This window comes from Pseudomonas fluorescens (genome assembly GCF_001307155.1).
Lineage (GTDB): Bacteria > Pseudomonadota > Gammaproteobacteria > Pseudomonadales > Pseudomonadaceae > Aquipseudomonas > Aquipseudomonas helvetica.
The window spans coordinates 3,601,963-3,614,243 of sequence record NZ_CP012830.1 but is presented as its reverse complement, the minus strand read 5'-3'; the positions used below and the strand labels follow the sequence as shown (position 1 = coordinate 3,614,243).

At 60.1% G+C, this 12,281-nt stretch carries 10 protein-coding genes; 9 read left to right on the top strand and 1 reads right to left on the bottom strand.

Translation table 11 applies throughout. The features are described from left to right. Nucleotides 1–81 precede the first annotated feature (81 nt). From AO353_RS16270 to AO353_RS16260, 3 genes are read left to right on the top strand one after another with little or no spacing between them, the layout of a single operon-like run. Complete coding sequence (locus AO353_RS16270) at nucleotides 82–1,983, top strand: sensor histidine kinase (protein WP_054595875.1); 1,902 nt, start codon at nucleotides 82–84, stop codon at nucleotides 1,981–1,983. Further along, nucleotides 1,980–3,308, top strand: a complete 1,329-nt coding sequence (locus tag AO353_RS16265; protein ID WP_054595874.1) for a sigma-54-dependent transcriptional regulator — start codon at nucleotides 1,980–1,982, stop codon at nucleotides 3,306–3,308. The genes AO353_RS16270 and AO353_RS16265 overlap by 4 nt, the downstream gene beginning before the upstream one ends. Before the next feature lie 27 nt (nucleotides 3,309–3,335). Continuing rightward, nucleotides 3,336–3,665: a GlpM family protein gene (locus tag AO353_RS16260; RefSeq protein ID WP_173859969.1), complete on the top strand. Its 330-nt coding sequence runs from the start codon at nucleotides 3,336–3,338 to the stop codon at nucleotides 3,663–3,665. A gap of 179 nt (nucleotides 3,666–3,844) precedes the next feature. Here AO353_RS16260 and AO353_RS16255 read toward each other — a convergent pair whose 3' ends face one another. After that, complete coding sequence (locus tag AO353_RS16255) at nucleotides 3,845–4,615, bottom strand: MipA/OmpV family protein (protein WP_054595873.1); 771 nt, start codon at nucleotides 4,613–4,615, stop codon at nucleotides 3,845–3,847. Nucleotides 4,616–4,843: 228 nt separating this feature from the next. On the opposite strand from AO353_RS16255, the gene AO353_RS16250 reads away from it, so the two are divergent. From AO353_RS16250 to AO353_RS16225, 6 genes are read left to right on the top strand one after another with little or no spacing between them, the layout of a single operon-like run. Then, a complete protein-coding gene (locus AO353_RS16250) occupies nucleotides 4,844–5,566 on the top strand; it encodes an MtnX-like HAD-IB family phosphatase (RefSeq protein WP_054595872.1) in 723 nt (240 codons plus the stop codon). Continuing rightward, on the top strand, nucleotides 5,559–6,953 hold the full coding sequence (locus AO353_RS16245) for an aspartate aminotransferase family protein (protein WP_054595871.1): 1,395 nt from the start codon (nucleotides 5,559–5,561) through the stop codon (nucleotides 6,951–6,953). Before AO353_RS16250 ends, AO353_RS16245 begins: the two co-directional genes overlap by 8 nt. Next, the gene (locus tag AO353_RS16240) at nucleotides 6,950–7,813 is read left to right on the top strand and encodes an alpha/beta hydrolase (protein ID WP_054595870.1); all 864 of its coding nucleotides are present in this window, start codon (nucleotides 6,950–6,952) and stop codon (nucleotides 7,811–7,813) included. The genes AO353_RS16245 and AO353_RS16240 overlap by 4 nt, the downstream gene beginning before the upstream one ends. A gap of 14 nt (nucleotides 7,814–7,827) precedes the next feature. Continuing rightward, nucleotides 7,828–8,952, top strand: coding sequence for a GNAT family N-acetyltransferase (locus tag AO353_RS16235; RefSeq protein ID WP_054595869.1), 1,125 nt, complete (start codon nucleotides 7,828–7,830; stop codon nucleotides 8,950–8,952). Then, entirely contained in the window at nucleotides 8,952–10,730 is a 1,779-nt protein-coding gene (locus AO353_RS16230; RefSeq protein ID WP_054595868.1) for a sensor histidine kinase, read from the top strand. Before AO353_RS16235 ends, AO353_RS16230 begins: the two co-directional genes overlap by 1 nt. Next, on the top strand, nucleotides 10,720–12,117 hold the full coding sequence (locus tag AO353_RS16225) for a sigma-54-dependent transcriptional regulator (RefSeq protein WP_054595867.1): 1,398 nt from the start codon (nucleotides 10,720–10,722) through the stop codon (nucleotides 12,115–12,117). The genes AO353_RS16230 and AO353_RS16225 overlap by 11 nt, the downstream gene beginning before the upstream one ends. The last annotated feature ends 164 nt before the right edge of the window (nucleotides 12,118–12,281 follow it).

Sequence of the window (12,281 nt, the reverse complement as noted above, 5' to 3'; positions counted from 1 at the left end):
AAGCTCCCTCGCCACAGGTCCTGCGCTCGACTGAAACGAGCGCAGGCCCGCCGCCACACTGGTTGACCCAAGGCATCTGTGATGAAATGCGACCCCACTCTCTATCGCGCAGCGCCGCCATCACTTGCCGTGAAACCTCGTCTGATTCGCCAACTGTTCCTGCCACCGCTGATCATCTTGCTGATGGTCGGATTGGGTTACCTCGGCTTCTGGGTCAGCGAGCACTACGGAATTCGCAGCCTGAGCGAGAACGGTCAACGTCAGCTGGAACTGCACGCCCGCGCGGTCGAAAGCGAGATCAGCAAATACACCTACCTGCCCAGCCTGCTGGAACTCGAATCGAGTGTTTCAGAACTGTTGGGCGACCCTACGCCCGAGCACCGGCAAGCGGTCAACAATTACCTCGAAGGCCTGAACCGGCGCAGCCGCAGTCGGGCAATCTACGTGATGGATACCACCGGTCGGGTACTGGCCACCAGTAACTGGCGCGATGTCGACAGCTACCTAGGCGAAGACCTGTCCTTCCGTGCGTATTTCCAGAATGCCGTACGCGGTCAGCCCGGTCGTTTCTACGGCATTGGCAGCACCAACGGCGAGCCCGGTTACTACCTGGCCCATGGCCTGGAAGAGCAAGGCAAGATCATCGGCGTCGCAGTGGTCAAAGTCCGCCTCGAAGCCATGGAAGAACGCTGGCAGCGTGCACGCCTGGAAGCCTTCGTCAGCGACGAGAATGGCATCATCATTCTGTCCAGCGACCCGGCGCGGCGGCTCAAATCGGTTCGCCCGCTCAGCGACGACACCAAGGAACGCCTGGCCCGCAGCCTGCAATATTACTGGTACCCGCTCAACGAACTGGAACCGCTGGCCCGCGAGCGGCTGTCCGAAGGCGTGGAGAAAATCACCTTCCCGGCCAACGCCGAGCTGGTCTCGGATGAACAGGAAATCAGTTACCTGTCGCAGACCCGCGTCTTGAGCGATACACCGTGGAATTTCACCCTGCTCACACCGCTCGGGGATTTGCGTCGGGAAGCGATCAACCAGGGCATCCTGGTCGCGGTGGCCTTCGCGCTGGTGGCGTTCCTGCTGATTGCCTGGAACGAACGGCGCAAAGTCATCGCCACCCGCCTCGCCGCCCGCGAAGCGCTGCAAGAAGCCAACAATCAGCTCGAACGCAGGATTACCGAACGCACTACCGACCTGCGGGCCAGCAACGAGCGCCTGAAAAGCCAGATCCGCGAACGGCGCCAGGCCGAAGAAACCTTGCGTCGGGCTCAGGACGAACTGGTACAGGCCGGTAAACTCGCGGCCATCGGCCAGATGTCCACCAGCATTGCCCACGAATTGAACCAGCCGCTGGCCGCGTTGCGTACCTTGTCCGGCAATACCGTGCGCTTTCTCGAGCGCGGTCAGCTGGACATCGCCAGTGCCAACCTGAAAACCATCAACGATCTGATCGACCGCATGGGCCGGATTACCGCCAGCCTGCGCTCCTTTGCCCGGCGCGGCGACGATCAGGGCCAGGCCAGCCTCGGTAAAGCGGTAGATGCCGCCTTGCAGTTGCTCGGCGCACGCCTTGAAAGCGCTCGTTTGCTGTTGCACCGCGAGTTCAGCGACGTGCAAGTACAGATCGACCAGACCCGCCTGGAACAGATTCTGGTCAACCTGATTGGCAACGCCCTGGACGCCATGCAAGCGCAGCCATTGCCCGAACTATGGCTGGAAGGTGACATTGTCGACGGCAAATATCGCCTGCGCGTCCGCGATAACGGCCACGGTATCAACGCCGAAGCCCGCAAGCATTTGTTCGAACCTTTCTTTACCACCAAACCCGGCGAGCAGGGCCTGGGCCTTGGCCTGACCCTGTCGGCGAGCCTGGCGGCCGCCACTGGCGGTCACCTCGGCGTCGAGCACCCGGCCAGCGGTGGTACCGCTTTCGTCCTCAGCTTACCGTTGGTAAGCCCCGTTCCTGCCGAGCCGATATGAACAACGACCTTAGTGTGCTGATCGTCGAAGACGATCCCCATGTCCTGCTCGGTTGCCAGCAGGCGCTGGCTCTGGAAGATATCCCCTGCGAAGGCGTTGGCAGCGCTGAAGAGGCCCTGGCGCGAGTCGGCGACAACTTCGCCGGGATCGTCATCAGCGACATTCGCCTGCCGGGCATCGATGGACTGGAACTGCTGAACCGCCTCAAGGCCCGTGACCGTAGCCTGCCGGTGGTGCTGATCACTGGTCATGGCGACATCTCGATGGCGGTTGGCGCGATGCAAAAAGGCGCCTACGACTTCATGGAGAAACCGTTCTCCCCCGAACGCCTGGTCGACGTCGCACGCCGCGCCCTGGAGCAACGCAGCCTGGCTCGCGAAGTGACCTCGTTGCGCCGGCAACTGGCCGAGCGTGATTCCCTGGAGGGGCGGATCATCGGGCGCTCGCCCGCCATGCAGCACCTGCGCGAGCTGATCGCCAACGTCGCCGATACGTCGGCCAACGTGCTGATCGAAGGCGAGACCGGCACCGGCAAAGAGCTGGTCGCGCGTTGCCTGCACGACTTCAGCCGCCGTCAGTCGCAGCAATTCGTCGCGCTGAACTGCGGTGGCCTGCCGGAGAACCTGTTCGAAAGTGAGATTTTCGGTCATGAAGCGAATGCGTTCACCGGTGCCGGAAAACGCCGGATCGGCAAGATCGAACATGCCCACGGCGGCACGTTGTTCCTCGACGAAGTAGAAAGCATGCCATTGCCGCTGCAAATCAAACTGCTGCGGGTATTGCAGGAGCGCACGCTGGAGCGGCTCGGCTCGAACCAGAGTGTCGCGGTCGACTGCCGGGTGATCGCGGCGACCAAGTCTGACCTCGACGACTTGAGCCGCGCCGGCCAGTTTCGCAGCGACCTGTATTACCGCTTGAACGTAGTGACGCTGGAACTGCCACCGCTGCGTGAGCGTCGCGAAGACATCCTGCAATTGTTCGAACACTTCTTGCAGCAATCGTCCCTGCGCTTTGACCGTGCGCTGCCTGAGCTGGACAACCAGACCCTGTCGAACCTGATGAGCCACGACTGGCCCGGCAACGTGCGCGAGCTGCGTAACGTCGCCGAGCGTTTTGCCCTGGGTTTGCCGGCCTTCAAGAAGTCCGGCAGCGGTGGCGCCGCCCAAGGCCTGGCGTTCTCCGAAGCGGTGGAAGCCTTCGAACGCAACCTGCTCAACGATGCCTTGCAGCGCAGCGGCGGCAACCTGACCCAGGCCAGCCAGGAACTGGGAATGGCCAAGACCACGCTGTTCGACAAAGTTAAAAAATACGGCTTGAGCCACTAACCCACTGCGAGAGTTTTCGTGGATCTACTGTTAAAAGCTGCACTGGGCGCCGCGGTGGTGGTGATCCTCGCCTTCCTCGCCAAAACCAGAAACTATTACATCGCAGGCCTGGTGCCGCTGTTTCCGACCTTTGCACTGATTGCCCATTACATCGTCGGCAAGGGCCGCTCGCTGGACGATCTGAAGACCACCATCGTGTTTGGCATGTGGTCGATCATTCCGTACTTCGTTTATCTGGCAACCTTGTATGTGATGGTCGATCGCCTTCGCCTGGAGGCCTCGCTGGCGGTGGCTGCGCTTGCGTGGCTGATGGCGGCGACGGTGCTGGTTTCTGTTTGGGTCCGCGTTCACGCCTGACCAGAACCCCCTGTGGCGAGGGAGCTTGCTCCCGCCGGCCGGTCCATGCTCGGGCGCAGCAGTCGTAAAACCGGCCATCCGGTACTTCCAGAAATACCGAGAGTTACTTGATTGCGACTGCTACGCAGCCGAGCGCGGACCGAGCCGAACGCAGGCTGCTACGGGGATCTGAGCTCAGGTCAATTGAATTTGTAGCTGATCGCCGCCTGAACCTCGCCCTGGTTCACGCGGCCTTCTTGTTTGACGATAGTGCTGTCCGCCGCCGAATTGGTCAGGTGCTTCCAGGTGGCACTGGTCACCAGCGACCACTTTGCGGCCAGCGGGAACTCGAAGTTCTGGGTCAACGCCACATTCTGCAAGCCGCCACTGGCCTTGTACGGACGGAACTCCGAATCCCGGGCATCTTTCTGGGAAACACCAAAGAACGTCTGAGTCTGCTGGCGATCGGCAAAATTGGCGCTCAGTTCACTACTGCCAATGATCCCCAGCCCCAGTGGATAACCCACTTCCCCGCCCACCCGACCGAGCACACCACCCTGGCCGCGATTAGCGCCCACGGTATGGCCGACGAAAGCGAAAATGCGCCAGAAATCAGCCGGGCTGTACTGAACGAAGCCGCCGGCCTCGCCCATGGCCGACACATTGTGCAGGCCTCGCAGCGTGCCATTGGAGTTACGGCCCGGAATGTAGTTGATAAATGGCCCGGCACTGAAACCATTGGCTTTCAAGGCGCTCCAGGTCAAACCGTCGTCGGTGCTGAGGCTGACATCGCCCCAGTCCAGATCGAAGTAAGGCACCGGCACGGTTTCATAACGGCTACCCGTGGGGTCATAGGGCTGATTGCTCATGCCGAGACCCGCCTCACCGGTTATCCCGGCAGCCTGCGCGGTGGCGCAAAAGCCGCCAAGGCCCAGCAAGGCAGTGAATACAGCAGAGGTAATCCTGAACATAAAGCGATTCCTTATCAGTACAGGCGCGCATCAACTCCCAGGTCGACTTTGCTGCGCAAGCACTCATGTTGTTTGTAGCAACCTACAAAAATTGTAGCTAGCCGGACATATTTCCTGCCCAGCATATCTCAGAGCCCTAGCCCGCTGGGCTTGAAACAACTTGGCACAGTCCCTGCTCTACCCCGTTGCAAGCGCATCAGCGCGCCCCTGCCCCAATAGGTAATGCAGATGATTGATTGGCATATCGTGTGTGATTTCGACGGGACCATCACCCGGACCGACGTAATCGACAGCATTCTCCAACGTTTCGCCGACCCGAGCTGGGAAGCGATCGAGGAAGAGTGGCTGAGCGGTGCTATCGGCTCCCGTGAATGCCTCAGCCGCCAGCTTTCACTGGTCAAGGCAACGCCCAATGAACTGCTCGAGTTCTTCGACAGCGTCGAAATCGATGCCGACTTCCCGGACTTTGTCGACCATGTGGTCGGCCTGGGGGCTTCCATCGAAGTCGTCAGTGACGGTATCGAACAAGGTATCGCGCGGATTCTGTCGCGCAACTACGTCAGCCTCCTGCCGATCCTCGCCAACCGCCTGCGCCAGGTCGACAACAACAGCTGGCGCATCGACTTCCCGTATTCGAGCGAGGCCTGCCGCGCGGCTTCCGGCAACTGCAAATGCAAATCCACGCCCAGCAGCAAACGCGTGCTGGTGATTGGTGACGGTCAGTCCGACATGTGCGTGGCCTCCACCGCCGACTTCGTATTTGCCAAGGACCGCCTGGCCGAACATTGCGAACGCAATGGCATCGCTTACGCCCGCTTCGACAGCTTCGCCGAACTTCCGGCCTTGCTGGCCAAACTGCCGGCCGGCAGCGCAGCCAACGCCACTGACTTCGCACTTGAAACCTCTTCTGAACTCTCGCTACACAATCAGGAACTCTTCCACCATGTCTGATATCCGAATTGCTACCGCAGAAGACCAGATTCTTCTGGAAAAAGAAGCCAAGTACTGCTCCTACGGCGACACCGTTCACTACATCGAACCACCGCGTATTTTCAGCCGTTGCGAAGGCTCGTACGTGTGGGACACCAGCGACCAGGCTTACCTGGACCTGCAAATGTGGTACTCGGCGGTCAACTTCGGCTATGCCAACCCGCGCCTGAACAACGCCCTGAAACAACAGATCGACACCCTGCCGCAAATCGCCAGCCAGTACCTGCACAAAGGCAAGATCGAGCTGTCGGAAATGATCGCGGTCGACGCCAAGAACAAGTTCGGCCTCGACGGTCGCGTGCACTTCAACGTCGGCGGTTCGCAGTCCATCGAAGACTCGTTGAAAGTCGTGCGTAACGCCACCAACGGCAAGAGCCTGATGTTCGCCTTCGAAGGCGGCTACCACGGTCGTACCCTCGGCGCCTCGTCGATCACTTCGAGCTACCGCTACCGTCGCCGCTACGGTCACTTCGGTGAGCGTGCCAACTTCATCCCGTTCCCGTACCACTTCCGTGGCCCGAAAGGCATGACCAAGGAAGAATACGGCAGCCATTGCGTGCAGCAGTTCGCCCGGCTGTTCGAAACCGAATACAACGGCGTGTGGGACCCTAAAGTCGGCCAGAGCGAATACGCAGCCTTTTACGTCGAGCCGATCCAGGGCACCGGCGGCTACGTGATTCCGCCAATGAACTTCTACAGTGAACTCAAGCAAGTGCTGGATCAGCACGGCATTCTTATGGTCGTCGACGAAATCCAGATGGGTTTCTGGCGTACCGGCAAGCTGTGGTCGATCGAACACTTCGACGTCAAGCCGGACGTGATCGTCTTCGGTAAGGCGCTGACCAACGGCCTCAACCCACTGGGCGGTATCTGGGCTCGCGAAGAGCTGATCAACCCTAAGGTGTTCCCGCCAGGTTCGACTCACTCCACCTTCGCGTCCAACCCGCTGGGGACTGCGGTCGGTCTGGAAATGTTCAAGATGACCCACGAAGTCGACTACGGCTCGATGGTCATGGCCAAGGGCAAGTACTTCCTCGAAGGCCTGCAAGAGCTGCAGAAACGCTTCCCGATCATCGGCGACGTCGACGGCCTGGGCCTGGCCCTGCGCTGCGAAATCTGCACCACTGACGGCTTCACCCCGGACAAGGCGACCCTGGACTACATGGTCGAGGAAGGCATGAAGGGCGATATGGTGGTTGACGGTCAGAAACTGGGTCTGATCCTCGACGTGGGCGGCTACTACAAGAACGTGATCACCCTGGCCCCGTCGCTGGAAATCAGCTACGCGGAAATCGACCTGGGCCTGAAACTGCTCGAGCAATTGCTGAACCGGGCCATGAAACGATGAACGAAACAGAGATCGATCTCGGCGAAGGTAGCACCGGTTTCGTTCTCGGCAGTGGTGAGGTCGCGGTGTTGTTGATCCACGGCCTGACCGGCACCCCGACGGAGTTGCGTCGGGTTGCCATCGGCTTGGCCAAATCGGGTTGCACGGTGTACGTGCCAACCCTGGCCGGGCACTGCGGTGATAACGCCGACCTGCAAGCCACCGGCTGGCAGGACTGGTACGAAGGTGTCCGCAAGACATTCGTGGGCATACGCCAGAAGCACGAACAGGTGTTCGTCGGCGGTCTGTCCATGGGCGCGGTCATGTCCATGTACGTCGCGTCCGAGCATCCAGGACAGGTCGCCGGCCTGCTGATGTATTCGACCACCCTGCGCTACGACGGCTGGAGCATCCACAAACTGGCGTTCCTGACGCCTTTGCTGATGAAGATTCCGTTCGGCGTGCACATCTGCAGCTTCGAAGAGAAGCCACCTTATGGCATCAAGAACGAGCGCCTGCGGGCGATCGTCGAACGCCAGATGAAGGACGGCGAAAGCAGCAATGCCGGTCTGTTGACCATGGAAGGCGTCACCGTGCGCGAATTGCACCGGATGAATGCCGTGGTCAAGAAACGCATGCCGTCGATCAAGACACCAGCACTGGTGCTGCACTCCATCGAAGACGACATCACCAGCCGCTGGAACGCCGACTACGTCGAACGTCATCTCGGCGGCCCAGTCACCAAGATCCTGCTGGACAACTGCTATCACATGATCACAGTTGACCTGGAATACCGCCGCGTCGTGGACCTGAGCGCGGACTTTGTCCATCAGCTTTCCATGAAGCCTGGCGAGCGTGAAGAGTATCGACAGCTGGCGTAGCTTAAGGACAAGACGTGATTACCGCCCAAGCCTTTTCAACCATCGAGGCCATCGAACGCTGCGCCTGGAATGACTGTTTCCCTGGGGAACTGGAGGACTGGGATTATTACCGGGCGGTTGAACGGGCGGGGGTCGCCGACTTCAAGTGGCGCTACCTTGCACTCTATGAAGGCAGCACATTGATAGCCGCAGCCGCGGCATTTACCACACAGTGCTCGCTCGACACTACGATGCAGGGCATCGGCAAACGCATCACGCAATGCCTGCGCCAATGGTTGCCGGGCGTGCTGGAAATTCGCTTGTACGCCATCGGATCGCCAGTGACCGAGCAATGCCATGCAGGCACCGCCAGCCATATCGCTGGCGACCGGCGTCCGGCGTTGCTGCGTCAGTTGCTGGCGTTGGCCCGCAACGATGCCGACAAGGCCGGGATCGGCCTGCTGGCTGTCAAGGATGTGCCCAGCCACGATCACCAGTGGATTGAAGTCTGCCGCGAGGCCGGGCTGCAAACCATGCCCGCTTTACCCAGTGCAGTATTGCCGATTGCGTTCGGCTCACTCGACGCCTACCTCGGCACGCTGGGCAAATCCACCCGCAAGGACTTGCGCCGAAAACTTCGGGCGCAAGGCCCGCGAATCGAATGGCGACGCTCGGTCGACGATGTATTGCCACAGATGATGCTCTTGTATGAAGCCACTCTGGCGCGCAGTGATCTGACGTTCGAACGACTGTCGGCAGAGTATTTCACCAGTATCCTCGAACACCTCGACCAACGTGCCGCGTGCGTACTGTATTGGGTGGACAAGCAACTGGTGGCGTTCAACCTGCTATTGCTGGACGAACATCGACTGGTGGACAAATTTTTTGCCCACGACCTGGAACAGTCCCGTGAGTACAACCTGTACTTCAGAAGCTGGCTGGCCAATGTCGACTATTGTATTCAGCATAAAATCCCGCTGTATGAGTGCGGCCAGCCCGACTATGCCAGTACGCTGCGGCTCGGTTGTAAATTTGAAGGCAATACGCTGTTTTTTCACCACCGCAGCGGGTTGCTCAATACATTACTGAAACTTGTGAAACTGTTTATCCGACCGGATAAATCCGACCCAGCGATGGCTGCTGCGATAAGCGAAACCTGATGACCAAAGTCCGACGCCGTAAAGCCCTGCCCTTCGCCATCTCCCGCTGGAGCCTGCAACGCAAGCTGGTATTGGCATTCTGGCTGGTCAGCGTGATCCCGACCATGATCGCTGCGGAACTGGCGGCCACCACGCTGTCACAGATCTTCGATAGCAACGTGCGCATCTGGTTGCAGGAATCGACCAAGATCGTCGAAGACGAGGTCCGCGAAATCCTCCGCGAAAACACGCGGGTCGCCCAGTTGTTGCTGCGCCACATCCGCCCGATCAACGACCAGCTCTCGGCCCGGCAGGACCGCCTCAGCGCCGACATTGCCGAAGCCATGGGCATCGACGTCGTGGCGCTGGTGCGCACCAGCGATCATAAAGTGCTGTTCAGTACCGTGGCCGACGACATCGTCCAGCAAATCAACACCGCGCCCAAAGCCGTCCTGCAAACCATTCAGGTCACGGGCGCGTCCACCGGCATCCTGGTCTCGACCTTCCAGACAACACAGGCTGGGGTCGATTATCAGTTGGTCCTCGCCAACTACCTGGACAGCAGCTTTCTCACCAGCGTCGCCGATGTGCATTCCCTTGACCTGCGGTTGTACCTGGCCAAGGCCGATGACTTCTCGGAAATTTTCGCGACCCAGCGCTTCGAAGATCACCCCATGAAGGTGCCCGAAGACATCGAGCAGATCCTGCGCACCACGAAAAATCCGATCGAACAGTTCACCAAAAACTACAGCGGCATCTATCGGCCAATCCTCAATGACAGCGGTGAACTTCAGGGGGTGATCTTCAGTGGCCTGCTGCGCCACAACAGCCTGGTCGGGCTGGTGAACCAGAGCAACCTGTTCATTCTGATTTTCATCCTCAGTTCGGCGCTGTCGCTGGGTGTCGGCTGGCTGGTCTCGCAACGCCTGACCCAGCCCCTGCGCGCGCTCTCCAAAGGCGTTCGGGCGGTGATCGACGGCGATTATCGTCAGCGAGTGCCGGTTTATGGCAGCGACGAACTGGCCGAACTGAGCAGCACCTTCAACCACATGACCGAACGTCTCGGCGAGTTGCAGCACCTGGAGTCGCAACTGCGCCGCCGCGATCGCTTGCACGCCCTGGGTGAAGTGGCCATGGGGCTGGCCCATGAAATCCGCAACCCGCTGGGCATCATCAAGACCGCGACCCAATTACTGCACCGTCGCGCCGACCTGCCCGAGACCGACAAGCGGCATCTGGAATACGTGGTCAGCGAGGTCACCCGGATCAACGACCTGATCACCGAGTTCCTCGACTTTGCCAAGCCCAACGCGCCCATGCGCTCCACCCAACCGGTGCGACCGCTGCTTGATGAGTTGGTCGGGTTCTGCGCCCCGGAACTGGCGACTCACAACATCGACGCCCGAATCGAAGACAACGCCCCTGGCGCGACCATCTATGCCGACGCACGACAGCTCAAACAGGCCTGCCTGAACCTGGTGATCAATGCCATAGACGCAATGCCCGACGGCGGTCGCCTGACCCTGGGCATAACCAGCGACAAGGAATACACCGTCATCAGTGTTTCCGACACCGGCCAAGGCATCGAACCGGACATGCTCGAACGGATTTTTACACCGTTCGTCACCACAAAGGCTTCGGGTACCGGTCTGGGGCTGGCAAAAGTCTTCTCGATCATGGAGAACCATGACGGACGGGTCGAATGCATCAGCGAAAAAGATGCCGGCTCCACATTCAGCCTGTACATTCCGGCCAACGGTGAAGACGACAGCGACGACGAGGACAGTGATGACGCATAACATTCTGGTGGTCGATGACGAGCCCAAGCTTTGCGACTTGTTGGCCTCGGCCCTGAGCCAGAACGACATCCAGGTGTTCACCGCCAGCAATGGCCTGCACGCGCTCAAGGTGCTGGAACAGGAAGACATCGACCTGGTGATCAGCGACTGGCGCATGCCCGGCATGGACGGGCCGCAGTTGCTGGCGGAAATCAAAGTGCGCTATCCGCAACTGCCGGTGATCGTCATGACGGCCTACAGCACGGTTAAAAATGCCGTGCAGTCGATGCGCAATGGCGCCTTCGACTACATTGCCAAGCCGTTCGACATCGATGAGCTGGACATCACCGTCAACAAGGCCCTGCAATTTCGCGACATTCTCAAAGACAACCAGCGCATGCGCGCCGAGCTTGAAGAACACCAGCAGATCGACAGCCTGGTGGGCGACAGCCCGACCTTCCGCCGAGTGCTGCAAGCAGTGGATTCGGTACGCGAAAGCAATGCGACCATCCTGCTCACCGGCGAAAGCGGCACTGGCAAGGAAATGGTCGCCCGGGCCATCCACAAACACGGCAACCGTGCTGACAAACCCTTCGTCGCCGTGAACTGTGCGGCGATCCCCGAAGGGTTGCTGGAAAGTGAAATGTTCGGCCATCGCAAAGGCGCCTTCACCGGCGCCGTAGCGGATCGGGTCGGGCGCTTCATGCAGGCCGACAAGGGCACGCTGTTTCTCGATGAGGTCGGCGACATGCCGCTGGCCTTGCAGGCAAAAATCCTCCGGGCCTTGCAGGAGCGAGTGATCGAGCCGGTGGGTGACCCGCGCGAGCGCAAAGTCGATGTGCGGGTGATCGCCGCCACCAACAAGAACCTGCTGGAAGCGGTGGCCAACAAAGAGTTTCGCGAAGACCTTTATTATCGCCTCAACGTGTTCCCGATCCCCCTGCCCGCCCTGCGTGAACGGGTCGAAGACATCGCGCCACTGGCCCGACACTTCGCTCACACCCTCGGCGCCACCGCCGGCAAACGCATCACCGGTTTCAGCCCGGAAGCCTTGCAGGCCATGGCCAATTATTCGTGGCCGGGGAACATCCGCGAACTGCAGAACTGCGTTGAACGAGCCACCATCGTGGCCTCGGGTTCGGTGATCGAGGAGGACGATCTACCAGCGTACCTGTTCGCCTCAAGACCCACCGTCGACGGCACCCGCGTGCCCCTCAACGTAGGCACTGGCGTGCCGCCGGACCTCGACGCCGCGCTGGTGGAAGTCGAGAAGTCGTACATTCTTGCCGCCCTGCAACAAAGCAATGGCGTGCAAGCGGCCGCTGCGCAACTGATCGGCATCTCGGAGCGCAGCTTCTGGTATCGGCTGAAAAAACTCGGGATTCATGTGGACAAAATCGTCCGCTAAAACCCTCGACGCGGTCCCTGTGGCGAGGGAGCTTGCTCCCGCTGGGCCGGTCCGCGTTCGGGCGAAGCGGCCCTAAACCCGTCACCGCGTACTTTCAGATAGAAACAGTCTGCGACTGCTGCGCCCGAACGCGGACCGGTCGGCGGGAGCAAGCTCCCTCGCCA

What these genes read in the sequence shown, in the direction of transcription:
- AO353_RS16250 (WP_054595872.1), top strand. Translation starts at nt 4,844, where the DNA reads ATGATTGATTGGCATATCGTGTGTGATTTCGACGGGACCATCACCCGG.
- AO353_RS16230 (WP_054595868.1), top strand. Translation starts at nt 8,952, where the DNA reads ATGACCAAAGTCCGACGCCGTAAAGCCCTGCCCTTCGCCATCTCCCGC.
- AO353_RS16240 (WP_054595870.1), top strand. Translation starts at nt 6,950, where the DNA reads ATGAACGAAACAGAGATCGATCTCGGCGAAGGTAGCACCGGTTTCGTT.
- AO353_RS16270 (WP_054595875.1), top strand. Translation starts at nt 82, where the DNA reads ATGAAATGCGACCCCACTCTCTATCGCGCAGCGCCGCCATCACTTGCC.
- AO353_RS16265 (WP_054595874.1), top strand. Translation starts at nt 1,980, where the DNA reads ATGAACAACGACCTTAGTGTGCTGATCGTCGAAGACGATCCCCATGTC.
- AO353_RS16245 (WP_054595871.1), top strand. Translation starts at nt 5,559, where the DNA reads ATGTCTGATATCCGAATTGCTACCGCAGAAGACCAGATTCTTCTGGAA.
- AO353_RS16255 (WP_054595873.1), bottom strand. Translation starts at nt 4,615, where the DNA reads ATGTTCAGGATTACCTCTGCTGTATTCACTGCCTTGCTGGGCCTTGGC.
- AO353_RS16225 (WP_054595867.1), top strand. Translation starts at nt 10,720, where the DNA reads ATGACGCATAACATTCTGGTGGTCGATGACGAGCCCAAGCTTTGCGAC.